This window comes from Rothia sp. HMSC061C12, assembly GCF_001815755.1.
Lineage (GTDB): Bacteria > Actinomycetota > Actinomycetes > Actinomycetales > Micrococcaceae > Rothia > Rothia mucilaginosa.
The window spans coordinates 1-16,151 of record NZ_KV821842.1 but is presented as its reverse complement, the minus strand read 5'-3'; the positions used below and the strand labels follow the sequence as shown (position 1 = coordinate 16,151).

Annotated in this window: 15 protein-coding genes; 12 read left to right on the top strand and 3 right to left on the bottom strand. The window is 58.0% G+C overall.

The features are described 5' to 3' along the window. Positions 1 to 150 precede the first annotated feature (150 nt). Positions 151 to 1,557 carry a phosphomannomutase/phosphoglucomutase gene (locus tag HMPREF3055_RS01215; protein ID WP_070634333.1) on the bottom strand — a complete coding sequence of 469 codons (1,407 nt, stop codon included), beginning with the start codon at positions 1,555 to 1,557 and terminating at the stop codon, positions 151 to 153. A 137-nt stretch (positions 1,558 to 1,694) separates the two neighbouring features. On the opposite strand from HMPREF3055_RS01215, the gene manA reads away from it, so the two are divergent. The 3 genes from manA to HMPREF3055_RS01200 all read left to right on the top strand — a co-directional run bounded on the left by manA (position 1,695) and on the right by HMPREF3055_RS01200 (position 4,816). Then, a complete protein-coding gene (gene manA, locus HMPREF3055_RS01210; RefSeq protein ID WP_070688143.1) occupies positions 1,695 to 2,882 on the top strand; it encodes a mannose-6-phosphate isomerase, class I in 1,188 nt (395 codons plus the stop codon). A 298-nt stretch (positions 2,883 to 3,180) separates the two neighbouring features. Further along, the gene (locus HMPREF3055_RS01205; RefSeq protein ID WP_005507158.1) at positions 3,181 to 3,450 is read left to right on the top strand and encodes an ACT domain-containing protein; all 270 of its coding nucleotides are present in this window, start codon (positions 3,181 to 3,183) and stop codon (positions 3,448 to 3,450) included. 10 nt (positions 3,451 to 3,460) lie between these two features. Continuing rightward, positions 3,461 to 4,816 (top strand): PFL family protein, encoded by a 1,356-nt coding sequence (locus HMPREF3055_RS01200; RefSeq protein WP_070688145.1) that lies wholly within the window; start codon positions 3,461 to 3,463, stop codon positions 4,814 to 4,816. A gap of 132 nt (positions 4,817 to 4,948) precedes the next feature. On the opposite strand, the gene HMPREF3055_RS01195 is transcribed toward HMPREF3055_RS01200, so the two are convergent. Next, positions 4,949 to 6,091: a DNA polymerase III subunit delta' gene (locus HMPREF3055_RS01195; protein ID WP_049346701.1), complete on the bottom strand. Its 1,143-nt coding sequence runs from the start codon at positions 6,089 to 6,091 to the stop codon at positions 4,949 to 4,951. Further along, the gene (tmk, locus tag HMPREF3055_RS01190; RefSeq protein WP_080974871.1) at positions 6,088 to 6,804 is read right to left on the bottom strand and encodes a dTMP kinase; all 717 of its coding nucleotides are present in this window, start codon (positions 6,802 to 6,804) and stop codon (positions 6,088 to 6,090) included. Before tmk ends, HMPREF3055_RS01195 begins: the two co-directional genes overlap by 4 nt. 159 nt (positions 6,805 to 6,963) lie before the next feature. On the opposite strand from tmk, the gene HMPREF3055_RS01185 reads away from it, so the two are divergent. From HMPREF3055_RS01185 to rlmB, 9 genes are all read left to right on the top strand, one after another. Then, positions 6,964 to 8,166 (top strand): trans-sulfuration enzyme family protein, encoded by a 1,203-nt coding sequence (locus tag HMPREF3055_RS01185; protein WP_049340345.1) that lies wholly within the window; start codon positions 6,964 to 6,966, stop codon positions 8,164 to 8,166. Positions 8,167 to 8,214: 48 nt separating this feature from the next. Next, positions 8,215 to 8,532, top strand: coding sequence for a DUF2516 family protein (locus HMPREF3055_RS01180; RefSeq protein WP_049340347.1), 318 nt, complete (start codon positions 8,215 to 8,217; stop codon positions 8,530 to 8,532). 220 nt (positions 8,533 to 8,752) lie between these two features. Then, entirely contained in the window at positions 8,753 to 9,490 is a 738-nt protein-coding gene (locus HMPREF3055_RS01175; protein WP_005507152.1) for a phosphoglyceromutase, read from the top strand. Positions 9,491 to 9,655: 165 nt separating this feature from the next. Then, positions 9,656 to 10,798, top strand: a complete 1,143-nt coding sequence (locus HMPREF3055_RS01170) for a sensor histidine kinase (RefSeq protein WP_239665180.1) — start codon at positions 9,656 to 9,658, stop codon at positions 10,796 to 10,798. A 41-nt stretch (positions 10,799 to 10,839) separates the two neighbouring features. After that, positions 10,840 to 11,523, top strand: coding sequence for a response regulator transcription factor (locus HMPREF3055_RS01165; protein ID WP_005507150.1), 684 nt, complete (start codon positions 10,840 to 10,842; stop codon positions 11,521 to 11,523). 15 nt (positions 11,524 to 11,538) lie between these two features. Then, entirely contained in the window at positions 11,539 to 12,282 is a 744-nt protein-coding gene (gene ispD, locus HMPREF3055_RS01160; protein ID WP_070737442.1) for a 2-C-methyl-D-erythritol 4-phosphate cytidylyltransferase, read from the top strand. Positions 12,283 to 12,355: 73 nt separating this feature from the next. Next, a complete protein-coding gene (ispF, locus tag HMPREF3055_RS01155) occupies positions 12,356 to 12,838 on the top strand; it encodes a 2-C-methyl-D-erythritol 2,4-cyclodiphosphate synthase (RefSeq protein ID WP_005509302.1) in 483 nt (160 codons plus the stop codon). An 82-nt stretch (positions 12,839 to 12,920) separates the two neighbouring features. Then, positions 12,921 to 14,339: a cysteine--tRNA ligase gene (gene cysS, locus HMPREF3055_RS01150; RefSeq protein ID WP_044146129.1), complete on the top strand. Its 1,419-nt coding sequence runs from the start codon at positions 12,921 to 12,923 to the stop codon at positions 14,337 to 14,339. A 95-nt stretch (positions 14,340 to 14,434) separates the two neighbouring features. Beyond that, entirely contained in the window at positions 14,435 to 15,421 is a 987-nt protein-coding gene (gene rlmB / locus HMPREF3055_RS01145) for a 23S rRNA (guanosine(2251)-2'-O)-methyltransferase RlmB (protein ID WP_005507146.1), read from the top strand. Positions 15,422 to 16,151: the final 730 nt, after the last annotated feature.

Below are 16,151 nucleotides of genomic sequence, written 5' to 3'. Positions count from 1 at the left end.
GTAAGCCGGCTCGTCCGCTAGGTTTCTTAAACCCGGCTAGGTTCTTCCTCTGAGATAGGAGAACCTAGCCGGGTTTTTAGAACCCAAAATAAAAGATCCCGTCCCGCAGAAATAATCTGCGGGACGGGATCTTTAGCAGCTAGCTAGTGCTTAGCCCTGGCGAACCAGAGCCAGAACCTCGTCGCGGACGCGCTCCATAGTCGCAACATCCGGTGCCTCAAGGTTCAGGCGCAGGAAAGGCTCGGTGTTCGAGGGACGCAGGTTAACCCACCAACCCTCTTCGGTGTTGGTGAAGGTGGTGCCGTCGGAGTCCTCAACAACCACGGGAGCGTTAGCGTAGTGTGCACGCACGCGGTCCACAGCGGCAACCTTGTCTTCCAGCTCGGAGTTGATCTCACCGGAAGCAACGTACGGGGAGTACTTCGCGCTGATTTCGGAGAGAGGCTGATCGCTACCACCCAGAGCAGCCAGCACGTGCATTGCAGCGAGCATGCCGGTGTCTGCGTTGAAGAAGTCCTTGAAGTAGTAGTGAGCGGAGTGCTCGCCACCGAAAACGCCGTTCTCCTCAGCCATAACAGCCTTGATGAAGGAGTGGCCCACGCGGGTCTTCACTGCGCGGCCGCCCAGCTTCTCAACCAGCTCAGGAACAGCCTTCGAGGTGATCAGGTTGTAGATGATGACGGGCTCTTCGTTACCCTCTGCCTTCGCACGAGCAATCTCGCGCTCAGCAACCAGAGCGGTCACAGCGGAAGGAGTGACGGGCTCACCCTTCTCGTCGATGACGAAGCAACGGTCAGCGTCGCCGTCGAATGCCAGACCAATGTCAGCACCGTGCTCAACAACAGCCTTCTGCAGATCAACCAGGTTAGCCGGCTCCAGCGGGTTAGCCGGGTGGTTCGGGAAGGTACCGTCCAGCTCGAAGTACAGGGGAACGATTTCCAGGGGCAGGCCCGGCAGGATGGTGTCGCCCAGAACAGCGGGAGTGGTCATACCACCCATGCCGTTACCAGCGTCAACAACAACCTTCAGGGGGCGGATGGAAGACAGATCAACCAGCTTGCGCAGGTACTCTGCGTAAGGCTTGAGAATGTCCTTCTCAGAGACGGTGCCGACCTTCTCAACCGAAGGAATCTCGCCCGAATCCAGGTACTTCTGAGCCAAGTCGCGAATATCGAACAGACCGGACTCGGAAGACAGCGGAACAGCGCCAGCCTTAGCCATCTTCATGCCGTTGTACTCTGCGGGGTTGTGGCTAGCGGTGAAGGTAACACCGGCAGCGTTCTCAACGCCACATGCGAAGTACAGAACGTCAGTGGAGATCAGACCGATCTTCTCAACATTTGCACCGCGAGCGGTTGCACCCTGGGCGAATGCATCCATGAATTCGGGGGAGGAGGGACGCATGTCGCCACCGACCAGAATGGTCTGGCCCTCCAGGCCCAGAACGTCTACGAAAGCCGCGCCGGTAGCGCGAACAGTCTCTGCGGTAATGGTCTCGCCGACGATGCCACGCACGTCGTACGCTTTGAATGAGTCATGTAGATTAATAGTAGTCACGCCTTTTATTTTAGCGGTAAAGAAGTGCAACTAGCCTCTATAATGGGCAGGTAAAACCTTATAAATTCCGCTGAATGTATGGGTTTTTTATCACGTCACTTGCTTCAAACAACTCACGTCGAGAGGTATTTTCCCCCATGGGTGAGATTTTTCCCCTAAAAAACCAGATTCAGAATTATGCGTGGGGTTCCCGCGAAATTCTCGGACGCATGCGTGGCGTGCCCGTCCCCACCGAACAGCCCGAGGCTGAGGTGTGGGTTGGCGCGCATCCGGCTGCGCCCTCCCGTGCGACCGTTGACGGCACTGAGTCCCCGCTCAACGAGCTGATCCAGGCTGAGCCGTCCCGTTTCTTGCGCCCGGACCGTACCTCTGACTGGTTCCCCTTCCTCTTTAAGATCCTTGCGATTGACGCCCCCCTGTCGATTCAGGTGCACCCCACCCCCGAGCAGGCTATTGCCGGCTTCGAGGATGAGCAGGCACGCGGCATCGCGATTGATGCGCCGCACCGCAACTACAAGGACCGCTACTCCAAGCCTGAAACCGTCATCGCCCTGACCCAGATGCGCGTGCTCACCGGTGTGCGCACCTCCGAGCAGCTGGCAGAGCTTGCCGAGGCGTTCAAGGCCGACTGGCTGGCAGAGCGTGTGGAGCTCACCCCCAAGCAGCTGCTGACCGAGATTATCCGCATGCCCGAAGAGACCGCCACCGCGGCTGTTGAGCAGCTTGTCGAGGCGGCAGCGCAGCTGACCCGCTCCGACAACGCACTCATCGCTGACGCAGCTGAGCTCGTGCAGATTGTTGCTGGTAAGTACCCCGGTGACCGCGGTCTGCTCGTCGCCTTCGTCATGAACTTGGTTCACCTGGCACCGGGCGAATCTGCCTTCACCCCCGACGGTCAGGTGCACGCCTACGTCTCCGGTACCGCTATTGAGCTGATGAACCCCTCCGATAACGTGATGCGCGCGGGCCTGACCGCAAAGCACATCGACACCGAGGAGCTCATCAAGGTTCTCGGCGAAAGCCAGGACGCACCCGTTATTCAGCGCCCCACCCCCGAGAACGCGCCCGTGGGCACCTACGCCATGTGGGACGAGCGCATGAGCGTGACCCGCATCCGCGTTGAAGAGGGCAAGCCGCAGGAATACACCTTCGAGGGCATTAGCGCCGCGCTGAGCGTATCCGGCAAAATTACTATTCACGCAGCAGACGGCAACGGTACCGAAGAGTTCGTGCTGGGCGCCACCGAGTCGGTACTGCACGTGGGTGAGCCCTCCGAGGCAACCCTGAGCGGTAGCGGTGAGCTGTACATCGCTTCTTATGTTTAGGAAATAATCCTCGATAACTAAAACTTCTAGACAGTTATAACTAGCCAGTTATAAGGAGTGTCGAAAGATACTTCAAGACTGGCACATAATAAAGAATCCACGTTCTTCCCTATATCTATTCAGGTCGGGGGAGGCGTGGATTTTTTATGCCCCGAATAGGGGAGGCAGGGGATATTTTGTGCCTACCCTGCACAGTGTGTTCTGGGTAACCTATAATTGGTCTTATAAATATGCGTATACCTGTGCCTTTATGCACCTCTTCCTCAGGTACGCAGCCCCAAACAACTAGGAGAACACCGTGAAGATCATCCTCACCGTCACAGGCATCGACCACGAAGGCATCATCGCCGCCGTGACCGCAACCCTCGCCGAGCGCAAGGTCAACGTCCTCGACGTCTCCCAGACCATCATGGGCGAATTCTTCACCATGATCATGCACTGCTCCTTCGACGAAGAGCAGCAGAACCTCATCGACCTGCAGGAAGCCATGGTTGGTGTCGAGCACGAACAGAAGGTCCAGATTCGCATCCAGGCAGAATCCATCTTCAAGGCAATGCACACCATCTAAGGCTCCACTTATGCGCAACGCCAACATTCTAGAAACCATCCGAATGATCGAGGAGCAGAAGCTCGACATTCGCACCGTCACCATGGGTATCTCCCTGCTCGACTGCGCCGACTCTGACGGTGAGGTAGCCCGCCGCAAAATCTACGACAAGATCACCAGCCGCGCCGCAAACCTCGTCAGCGTCTGCGAAGGTATCGAAGCTGAGCTCGGCATCCCGATTGTCAACAAGCGCATCGCCGTCACCCCCATCGCGCTGGTGGCAGGCGCCTCCAACGATGAGGACTACGTGGAGTTCGCCCGCACCCTCGACGCAGCTGCTAAGGCAGTCGGCGTGAACTTCGTCGGTGGCTTCAGCGCTCTCGTCGACAAGGGCATGACCCCCGCCGATGAAAAGCTGATTCGCTCCATTCCGCGAGCGCTCGCAGAAACCGACGTGGTCTGCTCCTCCGTAGACATCGGATCCTCCCGCGCCGGCATCAACATGAGCGCCGTCAAACTCATGGGCGAAACCATCCGCGCCACCGCAGACCTGACCGCGGACGCACACGGCTTCGGCTGCGCCAAGCTTGTCGTCTTCGCGAACGCCGTCAGCGACAACCCCTTCATGGCGGGCGCATTCCATGGCGTGCAGGAGGCAGACACCACTATCTCCGTAGGCGTCTCCGGCCCCGGCGTGGTACACCGCGCCCTGCAGAAGGTCCGCGGCGAATCCTTCGACACCTGCGCCGAAGAAATCAAGAAGGCAGCCTTCAAGATTACCCGCGTCGGTCAGCTGGTCGGTACCCTCGCCTCCGAGCGTCTGGGCGTACCCTTCAACATTATTGACCTCTCCCTGGCACCCACCGCAGAGATTGGCGACTCGGTCGCGCACATCCTCGAAGAGATGGGTCTGGAAACCGTCGGTACCCACGGCACCGTTGCGGCACTTGCGCTGCTCAACGATGCGGTGAAGAAGGGCGGCCTCATGGCGTGCTCGAACGTCGGTGGCCTCTCCGGTTCCTTCATTCCGATCTCTGAGGACATCGGCATGATTGAATCCGCAGCCGCCGGACACATCACCCTGGACAAGCTCGAAGCGATGACTGCCATCTGCTCCGTCGGTCTGGACATGGTCGCGGTTCCCGGCGACACCCCCGCCGCCACCCTCGCCGCAATGATTGCCGACGAGGCGGCAATCGGCGTGATGAACCACAAGACCACCGCGGTTCGCGTCATCCCGGCGGTCGGCCTGGGCGTAGGCGACACGGTCGAATTTGGTGGCCTGCTCGGTCGCGCACCCGTCATGCCCACCCACACCCCCAGCGCGGAGGCGTTCATCGCCCGCTGCGGTCGTATTCCGTCGCCGGTTCACGGTTTCCGCAACTAAGTTTGATTCCGTAACTAAGCTCGAATCTGCAACTAAACTCTAGGGGCACTGAGAACCAACAGAAAAAGGGGAGGCACCGAAGATCATCTCTTCGGTGCCTCCCCTTTTTACGCTGTATGAGCTACCAAGAAGCTACTGATACACGAAACGGCTCATCAACGCCTCAAGCGCCAAACGCGCATTCGCGTTCGTCCGCAGACGACGCAGAGTCAGCTCGACCGCCTGCACATCCTCCAGCAGCTGCTGGGCGGAACGGCGGGTGCAGAACGCCTCCAGAGGCTCACGCAAATGCTCATTGACTAGCGGAGCCTGCGCCGACAGAGCCACCGTCAGCGCATCACGCAGAACCGTCTGAACCTGCGCCACGGAACGCAACAGCGTATCGGAGGAAACGCGCTTAGCGCGGCGCTTCTGTTGCTCCTCCAGACGGCGAACCTGCGCTCGCAAGGACGGAGAAACACGCTCACCCTCGCGAATACCCAGCAGTGCCAGAAGCTCCTGGCGTTCCTGCTCATCCTTGAGAGCGGAGACAGCCTGTGCGTCCTGGTTGGCAAGGTCGGTGAGCTTCTCAGCTGCGTTGAAAGCCGAAGAAATAGAACGAACATTCAGAATCAGGGAGGTAATCAACTCCCGACGAGCCATCGCCCGCTCATCGGTCGCCAAACGGTACCCCTCCTGCGCATCGCCCAGAGCCAGACGCGCCGCACGTTGCGCCAAAGGATCAGCCACACCGTGCGCCAGTAGATACTCGTGCACCTGCGCATCGGTAGGAACCGGCAACTGCACCGGACGGCACCGCGAACGAATCGTCACCAGCACATCGGTGGGGGAGGGCGCCGTCAACAACCAAATCGTATGTGGCGGCGGCTCCTCAATCGCCTTCAACAACACATTGGAGGTACGCTCCGGCATGCGCTCGGTGTCCTCGACCAGAATCACGCGCCAGCGACCTACGGTCGGGCGGTCCTGAGCCTTCATGACCAGCTCGCGCGCCTCATCAATGCTGATGTGCGTCGCCTCGGTACTAAAGTGCGTAAAATCTGCGTGCGAACCGTTCATGACGGTCACGCAGCCCTTGCACTGGCCGCAGCCGCGGTTCTGAGGGTCGGGCTGATCGCACAGCAGGGCGGCGGCGAAAACCTTTGCCGCCTCACGGTGAGGCGCACCGGTCGCACCCGTGAAAAGCCAAGCGTGCGTGGGGCGGGCGGCGGCGGCATCCGTGTGTAGTTGCTGGAGCTTATCGGCGGGAATCAGCAGGGTATCCCAGAGGCTCATGAGTCCTCCTTACCGGTGCGGACCAGCTCGCGAGCGGCAAGTAGAGGCTCAATCACCTCGAGCACGCGCGCGTGTACCTGCTCAATCGTTCCCACACCATCAATGATGCGGTGCGAACCGTTAGCGTCCTCGCGGGCGATTTGCTCGAACGCACCGTGAATGCGGGCCTTGAACGCGGCGCCTTCAGCCTCAATACGGTCGACGGTGCCGCGCTGATCCATGCGCTCCTGCTCGGCGCTCAACGGCACACTCAGCAGTAGGGTCGCGTCGGGTACCAGATCGGCGGTAGCCCAGCGGCTCAAATCGACGATGGTTTCAATACCCAGATCGCGGCCAACACCCTGGTACGCGGCGGAAGAATCAATATAGCGGTCACTGAGCACGATGGCGCCCTCAGCGAGCGCCGGGCGAATCAGCTGGGAGGCGTGAGCCGCGCGGGATGCCGCGAAAATCAGCGCCTCGGTGCGGTCGTCAATGGTACCCTGACCCGCTTCAAGGACGAGGGCACGCAGCTTTTCGCCAATCTCGGTGCCGCCGGGTTCGCGGGTGGTGATGACGCGGTATCCGCGGGTGCTGAGTGCTTCATTCAGTAGGGAGAGCTGGGTGGTTTTGCCGGCACCGTCGCCTCCTTCGACCACGATAAAAAGCCCGCGGCGACCGGTCGGGTCGGCGGGAAGATTCTGTGCATCGGGGGTGTAGCTGAGAGTATCCATCACCTTTAAGGGTACCGGGTCTCTTAGCTGCACCGGTGCGGTTTTGGTGATACCTCCGCGTGGGATTGAGCGCGTATCAAGGTAAAAAACATGTAAATCCTGCGTATCGTCACCCGTGCGGGCGTGCGTTCTGGGCGCGGGTGTGCCAGGCTTAAAGACATGAGTGCAGATAACCACGACATGAATTACTCCGCAGAGACCTTCGTCGTCTCTGGCGGTCGCCCGGCACACGAGCATGACGCGCCGGTGAACCCTCCGATCGTTCTTTCTTCTACCTACCGCGGTGTGGATGCCGTCAATATTGAGCAGGACCGTGTGTACGCCCGCTTCTCGAACCCCACCTGGGAGGGCATGGAAGAGGTTGTGGCGAAGCTGGAGAACGCTACCCAGCCCGGTCTGCTGTTCCCCTCCGGTATGGCTGCTGTCGCTGCTGTGATCGACCTGGTGCCGGTTGGTTCCATTGTTCTGATTCCGAAGCACGCATACATGGCGTCGGTGACCCTGTGCAAGGATTTGGAGCGCCGCGGCATCATTGAGCTTGTTCGCGTGGACATTGAAGACACCGAGAGCGTTATCGCCGCTATGGAGGATGCCGCATCCCGCACCGGCGTGACCCCGGAGAACGTGAACTACTCGGCACCGAAGGTCCTGGCGTGGCTGGAAAGCCCCACGAACCCGATGCTTGAGGTCGCTGACCTGCCTGCCCTGCTTTCTGCTGCTCGCCGCCTGGGCATTGTGACCGCGGTGGATAACACCTTCGCAACCCCGATTCTGCAGCGTCCCCTGGATTTGGGTGCTGACGTGGTGGTTCACTCCGCTACGAAGTTCCTCGCGGGCCACTCTGATGTTCTGCTGGGCATGACCCTCACCTCGAATGAGGAACTGTACAAGGCGATGCTGCACCACCGCATCACCAACGGCGCAATCCCCGGCCCCGTGGAGGCATGGCTTGGTCTGCGCGGCCTGCGCACCCTGGCGCTGCGCGTGGAACGTGCTGTGCAGAACGCACAGGTGCTGGCGGAGCGTCTGAGCGAGCACCCCTTCGTGACTGAGGTGCGTTACCCGGGTCTGGAGAGCGACCGCGGTCATGAGGTTGCGAAGAAGCAGATGGACGGTTTCGGTGCGATTTTGTGCGTCACCCTGGATACCGATGCGGCTGGTGCCCGTAACGTCGTGGAGGCGTTGAAGCTGTGGACCCCGGCAACCTCTCTGGGCGGCGTGGAGTCTCTCGTGGAGCGTCGTCGTCGCCACGGTAACGAGCCGGATTCGATTCCCGAATCCCTGCTGCGTCTGTCGGTAGGTATTGAGAACGTCGATGACCTTTACAATGACTTGGTTGAGGCCTTTAATGCTGTCCGCTAGGCACTTTGCTAGGGTTGTCTAGAGAAGCTGCTGATTCTAAGGAATACTATGTCTCCTATTCTGTTGGTCATCTATGTGACCACTCTTATCGATGTGCTACTGGCTGTTGCCGGCGCTGTGGTTGGTGTGCTGGCTTTTGTTCGTGCGTGGTCGTCTCCGGCTAATGCTTACGATTTTGCTGGTAAGCGCCCGAAGAATACGTGGCTGGCTCTGACCGGTGGTTCTGCTGCTGTGTCGCTGTTTAGCGTTTTTGCTGCGGTGACTGGTGGCGGTAATAGCGTGCTGATTCTTCAGCTGATTGCTGCTGTGATTAGCTGTGTGTTCTTGGCTGGTGTGTGGCCTTCGGTGGGTCGCCGCCGTTTCTAGCGTTAGCTTGTGCGCTCGCTTTGAGTGATGCAGTGTGAGGCCTCGCGTGCCCTCTGGCTGGTTTGTCCCGGTCGGATGGTGTGCGGGGCTTTTCCCTTTTCTGGCGGGGTTTTTGAGCCTTTCGTTCTGGTAGAAAAGACCCTTATAAATTTTTGGGAGAATGCATATTTTCTAGGCTCTAAGGCATGACAAACCGGCAGGTAAATGAAAAAATAGAGGTATGACTTACAAACTAGTACTCCTGCGCCACGGCCAGTCCGAGTGGAACGAGAAGAACCTGTTCACCGGCTGGGTGGACGTTAACCTGACCGATAAGGGCCGCGCTGAGGCTAAGCGCGGCGGCGAGCTGCTGGCAGAGCGCAACATCCTCCCCGATGTTGTTCACACCTCCCTGCAGCGTCGCGCAATCAACACCGCAAACCTTGCACTGGATGCAGCAGACCGTCTGTGGATTCCCGTCAAGCGCACCTGGCGCCTGAACGAGCGTCACTACGGTGCTCTGCAGGGTAAGAACAAGTCCGAGATCCGCGAGGAATACGGCGACGAGAAGTTCATGACTTGGCGTCGTTCCTACGACGTTCCGCCGCCCCCGCTGGATGACAACGACCCCTACTCGCAGGCACACGACCCCCGCTACGCGGATGTTGAGAACGCTCCTCGCACCGAGTGCCTGAAGGACGTTCTGGGCCGTATGCTTCCCTACTGGGAGTCGGACATCAAGCCCGATCTCGCAGCAGGCAAGACCGTTCTGGTTGCTGCACACGGTAACTCCCTGCGTTCGCTGGTCAAGCACCTCGAGGGTATCTCCGATGAGGACATTGCTGGCCTGAACATCCCCACCGGTATTCCGCTGTACTACGAGCTGGATGAGAACTTCCAGCCCGTCAAGCCCGGCGAGTACCTGGACCCCGAGGCTGCTAAGGACGCTATTGCTGCCGTAGCAAACCAGGGTAAGTAATACCTCCGGCAGGATTTCCCCTGTCATTGTGATGAGCCGTCCACCGTTGAGGTGGGCGGCTCATTGCGTTCTCAGCAGGGTTTCTGTACGGGGAGCCTGCCTGAGAAGACGGGTGCTCGCTCAAGTGCTGGGTATCGGCCACATTTATACTTATGGGGTACCCGAATGGAAGGGAAGTACATGGATGCCGGTCTGATCGCCTTTATTGCGGGCATGATAGGTCTGCTGGTGGGCGTCCTGAGCATGAATGCGGTGGCGCGTAGTGAGCGGGAGCAGGAGCGTAGTTTGGTGTCGGCGCCGGCGCTGCGTGATGGTGCCGCTCAGGTACTTGCTGTGATTGGTCGCGCCTACCTGGTGATTGATGAGGTGGGCGGCGTGGTTCAGGCTTCTCCGGGTGCGTATGCGATGGGTTTGGTGCGTGGTCATACTGTGGCGTCTGATGAGTTGGCGGATATGATTCGCATGGTGCGTCATCGCGGTATTTTTGCGGAGCGTACTTTTGAAATTGACCGCGGTGAGGGTGAGGCGCTGGTGCTGGACGTTCGCGTGGCTTCTTTGGGTGACGAGTACATTCTGGTGCTCGCGGATGACCGCACTGAGATTTCTCGTGTGCAGCGTATGCGTAATGATTTTGTGGCGAATGTGTCGCATGAGTTAAAGACTCCGGTGGGTGCGGTGAGTCTGCTTGCGGAGGCTATTGAACAGGCGAGTGATGACCCGGAGGCTATCGAGTATTTTGTGGGTCGTCTACATAAGGAGACTCGCCGCCTCTCTGCGCTGGTGCGTGACATTATTGAGCTTTCGCGTTTGCAGTCGACCGACGTGATTGCGCGTGGTGGTCCGGTGTCGGTGCCTTCTTTGGTGGCTGATGCGGTGGACCGTTCGCATATTGTGGCGGAGGAGAAGGACATTCAGATTTCTACCCGCATCGAGGAGGTCCCCGAGGTGTACGGTGACGCCGAGCTGCTCGGTATTGCTGTGCAGAACCTGGTGGAGAACGCGGTGCGTTATTCGCCGGAGCATACGAAGGTGGATATTTGGGTGCATCGTGTGGCTGATCAGCTGCTGGTTGAGGTTGCTGATCAGGGCGTGGGTATCCCGGAGGACGAGCAGAAGCGTATTTTTGAGCGTTTTTACCGGGTTGATCCGGCTCGTTCGCGTCAGACGGGCGGCACTGGTTTGGGCTTGAGCATTGTGAAGCATGTGATGACTCAGCACGGTGGTAGCGTGACGGTTCGGTCGATGCCGCAGGAGGGCTCGACGTTTACGTTGGCGTTGCCGCTGAATGAGCCTCCGGCCGCAGTGTAGTGTTAGCGGTATAGGTTTTATGGAATCGAAGGAAGTTATTGATGTCTAAAATTCTGATTGTTGAGGACGAAGAGGCCCTCTCGGATCCCCTTGCGTTTTTGCTGGGTCGTGAGGGTTTCCAGACGATTGTTGTGGACAACGGTCTGGATGCTCTGCCGGTGTTTGACCGCGAGGGCGCGGATTTGGTGCTGCTGGATGTGATGCTTCCGGGCATGTCCGGTATGGAGGTGTGCCGTAAGCTGCGTGAGGTGTCTTCGGTCCCGATTATCATGCTGACCGCTAAGGATTCTGAGCTGGATAAGGTGCTCGGTCTGGAACTGGGCGCTGATGACTATGTGACGAAGCCGTATTCTGCGCGTGAGCTGATTGCTCGTATCCGCGCGGTGTTGCGTCGTCGTTCGGCGGAGACTGATTCTGCTACTGAGTCGGTGTTGCAGGGCGGCCCGGTGCGTATGGACATTGACCGCCATGTGGTGACGGTTAATGGTGAAGAGATTTCTATGCCGCTGAAGGAGTTTGAGCTCCTGGAGATTCTTCTGCGCAATGTGGGTCGTGTGATGACTCGTGGCCAGCTGATTGAGCGCGTGTGGGGGGCCGACTATGTGGGTGATACGAAGACCCTGGATGTGCATATTAAGCGTCTGCGTTCGAAGATTGAGCCGGATTCTTCTGCCCCGCAGTATGTGGTGACGGTTCGCGGCTTGGGCTATAAGTTCGAGGCGTAGGCGGGCTTGAGACTGATGAGTTCTGCTTCTGCGGCGAATACTGCTGTGATTGTTCTGGCGGCTGGTTCGGGTACTCGCTTGGGCGAGCCGATCCCGAAGGCTGCTGTGCGTGTGCATGGTCGTACTTTGCTGGATTATGCGTTGGAGGGTGCGCTCGCTTCGGGTGTTGCTGAGCATGTGGTGGTGACTGTTCCTGCTGACTGTTCGGCGAGTTGCCCGGAGCTTTTGGAGGATGCCCGCCGTGCCGGTGCGTTGATTACTGCCGGTGGTGATACTCGTACTGCTTCGGTGGTTGCGGCGTTGGATGCTCTGAAGGATGCGCAGGTTCCGGTGGATTATGTGCTGATTCATGATTGTGCTCGTGCGTTTACTCCGCCGCAGGTGTATCACCGTGTGCTTGAGGGTTTGGGTTCTGCGAGCCCGCAGGGTGTTGTGCGTGCGGTGATTCCTGTGTTGCCGGTGGTGGATACGGTGAAGACTGTGGATTCTGCTGGTTTGGTGACGGGTACTCCTTCGCGTGCGCAGATGCGTGCGGTGCAGACTCCTCAGGGTTTTGAGGTAGCTACTCTGTTGGCGGCGCATGAGCGTAGCCGTTCCCTGCCTGCTGAGGAGGCTGAGCTGCTTACTGATGATGCGATGGCGATGGAGGCGGCGGGTGAGCCGGTGTTGACGGTTGCCGGTGCTGCGGATGCGTTTAAGGTGACGACTCCGATGGATTTGCGGGTTGCTCGCGCGCTGTTTGGTGATTCTGCTACCTAACCTTGCCGCCTAATGCCTCTTTTGCCGAGGCATTGCTGCTGAGAAGATGTTTGATCGATTGAAGGGTCCTGTGATGACTGTTATTCCTCGTGTTGGTACCGGTGTTGATGTCCACGCTTTTGGCGAAGAGGGCACTCCCCTGTATATTGCTGGTCTGCATTGGCCGGGTGAGCGTGGTTTGAGCGGCCATTCTGATGGTGATGTGGTGGCTCATGCTGCCGCGGATGCTCTTTTTGCCGCCTCCGGCACGGGGGATTTGGGCTCTAATTTTGGTGTGGACCGCCCGGATATGAAGGGCGCTTCGGGTGTTCGTATTCTTTCTGAGGCTGCGGCGATTGTGCGTGCTGCTGGTTTTGAGATTGGTAATGTGAGCGTTCAGCTGGTGGGTAACCGCCCGAAGTTCTCCCCGCGCCGTGATGAGGCGAACCGTGTGCTGAGCGAGGCGGCGGGTGCTCCGGTGACGGTGATTGCGACGACTACTGACGGTCTGGGTTTGACGGGCCGCGGCGAGGGTGTGGCTGCTATTGCGACGGCGCTGGTGTATCCGCGTTCGTAGGTGTTTGGCTGCTTCGAGCCATTCTGTAACCTATCGCTGATTTACCGCCCCGGCGTCTGAACCGACCCCGTAGAATGAGAGTGTGACTATGCGTTTTTATGATTCAGCTTCCGCGACTATTCGCGAGTTTGAGCCCGTCGTGCCCGGTGAGGCGCGTATCTATTATTGTGGTGCTACGGTGCAGGGTGAACCGCATCTGGGCCACATCCGTTCGGCGTTGGTTTTTGACCAGTTGAGCCGTTGGATGCGTTACCGTGGTTTGAAGGTGACGACGGTCCGCAATGTCACTGATATTGATGACAAGATTTTGGCGAAGTCTGCTGATTCTATGGAGCCCGGTTTTGAGGGTGAGTTCCCAAATGAGCAGTGGTGGGCGCTCGCGTATCGTTTTGAGAAGGTTTTTGCTCAGGCGTATGCGGCGTTGGGTATTGATCCGCCGACGTATGAGCCGCGCGCGACCGGTCATATTCCGGAGATGTTTGCTCTGATTCAGCGTCTGATTGATCGTGGCCACGCGTATCCTGCACTGGATGATTCTGGTGACGTGTATTTTGATGTGCGTTCGTGGGATAAGTATGGTGCGCTGACGAATCAGAGCGTTGAGGATATGCAGGATTCTGCGGATGCTGATCCGCGCGGTAAGCGTGACCCTCGCGATTTTGCCCTGTGGAAGGGCTATAAGGAGGGTGAGCCGCTGACTGCTTCGTGGGAGTCTCCGTGGGGTCGCGGCCGTCCGGGCTGGCACCTGGAGTGCTCGGCGATGGCTGGTAAGTATTTGGGTTCGCGTTTCGATATTCACGGTGGCGGTTTGGATTTGCGTTTCCCGCACCATGAGAATGAGCTGGCGCAGTCGACTGCAGCTGGCGATGATTTCGCGAATTTCTGGATGCATAACGGCATGGTCACCTATGAGGGTGAGAAGATGTCGAAGTCTATCGGTAATACGATTTCGCCGGCGCAGATGCTGCAGATGGCCCGTCCGCTGGTGGTTCGTTATTACCTGGGTAGTGCGCATTATCGTTCGATTCTTGATTACCGTCCGTCGTCTTTGCAGGAGGCGGCAACCGCTATTGAGCGTGTTGAGGCGTTCCTTGCCGCTACTCAGGATGTGCTGAAGCCGGGTCGTGAGGTTCCGGAGGCTTTCGCTGAGGCTATGGATGATGACGTGAATATTCCGCGTGCTCTCGCGGTTCTGCATGAGCAGACTCGTGCGGGTAATGCGGCGCTTGCTGCTGGTGAGGATGCTTCGGAGGCGGCGAATGCTGTGATGGCTATGGCTGAGGTTCTGGGCTTGGCGCAGTTGATGAGCTTTAACGCTGAGGGCACTTCGGGTGCTGAGCATGAGGCTCTGGATGCGCTGATTCAGGCTGTGTTGGCGGAGCGTGCTGATGCTCGTGCTCAGAAGGATTGGGCGAAGGCTGATGCGATGCGTGATCTGTTGGCGTCTGCTGGTGTGCAGGTGAAGGATGGCGCGAATGGTTCGAGCTGGAGCGTTGGCTAGAGGGTGATGTGCCCCGCGTTTGTGCGTAAGGCTTAGGTCGCGCGGGTTTCTCTCGCGTAGACTCGTATTCATTACTTTGACGAAGGAAGAGAAGAATGGCTAAGGCAGGTTCGCGCCCGGGCGCTACCAGCAAGAAGAAGGGTGCTACTAAGGGCACTGGTGGTCACGGCCGTAAGGCGCTTGAGGGTAAAGGCCCTACTCCGAAGGCTGAGGACCGCGTTTATCACAAGGCGTATAAGATGAAGCGCGCGGCTGAGCGTCGTGCTGCTACCGGTACGAACCGTAAGTTCCAGACTCGTCTGGGCGGTAAGCGTGCTAGCGATGAGCTGGTGACTGGTCGTAATGCGGTGCTTGAGGCTCTGCGTACTGAGATTCCCTCGAAGCACTTGTACATCATGAGCCGTGTTGAGGTTGATGACCGCGTTCGCGAGATCATGACTATTGCGAATAAGCGCAATATTCCGATGCTGGAGATTCCGCGTAGCGAGCTGGATCGTTTGACTGATGGTTCTGTGCATCAGGGTGTTGCGATGCAGATTCCTCCGTACAAGTATCCGGACGCTACTGACCTGGTGCTGGATACTATGGAGCGTTGGCACTCGGGTAAGCTGTCGACTCCGCCGCTGTTTGTTGCTTTGGACGGTATTACTGATCCGCGTAACTTGGGTGCGATTATTCGTAGCGTGTCCGCGTTTAGCGGTGATGGCGTGATTATTCCTGAGCGTCGTTCGGCTGCTGTGACTGCTGGTGCGTGGAAGACTAGTGCTGGTGCGGCTGCTCGTATTCCTGTTGCGATGGCGACTAATCTGACTCGCGTGATTCAGCAGGCTAAGGAGCAGGGTATTTTCGTGATTGGTCTGGATGGCGGCGGCGATATTGAGTTGCCGGCTCTGGAGCTTGCGAATGAGCCGCTGTGCGTGGTGGTTGGTTCTGAGGGTAAGGGTTTGTCCCGCCTGGTGACTGAGAACTGCGATCAGATTGTGTCGATTCCGATTGATTCTGCGATGGAGTCTTTGAACGCGGCGATGGCTGTGGGTATTACTCTGTACGATGTTTCTCGTCGTCGCGCTTCCGCGAACTAAAGTTTTGAAGCTTGCGAGCTACGGGCTGTAGCTCTGTAGCTTGAACCCTATAGCTTGAACAAGGAGGGCGCCCCGTGAGGGGGTGCCCTCCTTTTCTGTGCTCTCCCCATATATAGGTGCTCATATATAGGGAGACTACAGAACTGGGAGGTACAGAACGGGGAAGTGCAGCGGTACAGATATGCGGGATACAGAGATGGGGGAGGGGGCGGAGCCCCTCTTCCCATCTTTTCTTCCCGTCTTCTCTTCTTATCTTCTTGATGCTGAGAGGCTTTTCTGCCCTTCTATATGGGCTCTTCAGGGAGCTTCTGCAGGTTTTTCGGGGTCTTTTGAAGGTTTTTAAACTTTTTTCAAAGAGCTTTTGAGGAGCTTATCCTGTGCTGACTAGGCGGTTTGGTGTCTGTGAGGGTGTTTGAGACCCTTTCAAGGCCCCACTTGTGGTCTACTTCACCCTATTTCGGGTTGCAGGGGCGTTTGGGGGTCTGTATAGTTGTATGAGTCGCCGCGGCGAGGAGGAAAAAACGAAGAGTTTTCTTCGGTGTTTCTCCTAGTCAGAAGCGGTTTGACTGTCTTTCAATTGTATAGTGTTTTGGTTTCTTGCTTAGAAGATTCTTGGTCATCTGAATGGTGATGTTGGAGGAGTTTAGGAAAGAAACTTTGTGGTGCGAATCACGGAAAACGGATTTGCATGACATACAAAACGCTGGTATAGTTGATTGAGTTGCCGCGG

Coding starts and splice junctions, on each gene's coding strand:
- manA (WP_070688143.1), top strand. CDS start 1,695: ATGGGTGAGATTTTTCCCCTAAAAAACCAGATTCAGAATTATGCGTGG.
- HMPREF3055_RS01200 (WP_070688145.1), top strand. CDS start 3,461: ATGCGCAACGCCAACATTCTAGAAACCATCCGAATGATCGAGGAGCAG.
- HMPREF3055_RS01195 (WP_049346701.1), bottom strand. CDS start 6,091: ATGAGCCTCTGGGATACCCTGCTGATTCCCGCCGATAAGCTCCAGCAA.
- tmk (WP_080974871.1), bottom strand. CDS start 6,804: ATGGATACTCTCAGCTACACCCCCGATGCACAGAATCTTCCCGCCGAC.
- HMPREF3055_RS01185 (WP_049340345.1), top strand. CDS start 6,964: ATGAGTGCAGATAACCACGACATGAATTACTCCGCAGAGACCTTCGTC.
- HMPREF3055_RS01180 (WP_049340347.1), top strand. CDS start 8,215: ATGTCTCCTATTCTGTTGGTCATCTATGTGACCACTCTTATCGATGTG.
- HMPREF3055_RS01175 (WP_005507152.1), top strand. CDS start 8,753: ATGACTTACAAACTAGTACTCCTGCGCCACGGCCAGTCCGAGTGGAAC.
- HMPREF3055_RS01170 (WP_239665180.1), top strand. CDS start 9,656: ATGGAAGGGAAGTACATGGATGCCGGTCTGATCGCCTTTATTGCGGGC.
- HMPREF3055_RS01165 (WP_005507150.1), top strand. CDS start 10,840: ATGTCTAAAATTCTGATTGTTGAGGACGAAGAGGCCCTCTCGGATCCC.
- ispD (WP_070737442.1), top strand. CDS start 11,539: ATGAGTTCTGCTTCTGCGGCGAATACTGCTGTGATTGTTCTGGCGGCT.
- ispF (WP_005509302.1), top strand. CDS start 12,356: ATGACTGTTATTCCTCGTGTTGGTACCGGTGTTGATGTCCACGCTTTT.
- rlmB (WP_005507146.1), top strand. CDS start 14,435: ATGGCTAAGGCAGGTTCGCGCCCGGGCGCTACCAGCAAGAAGAAGGGT.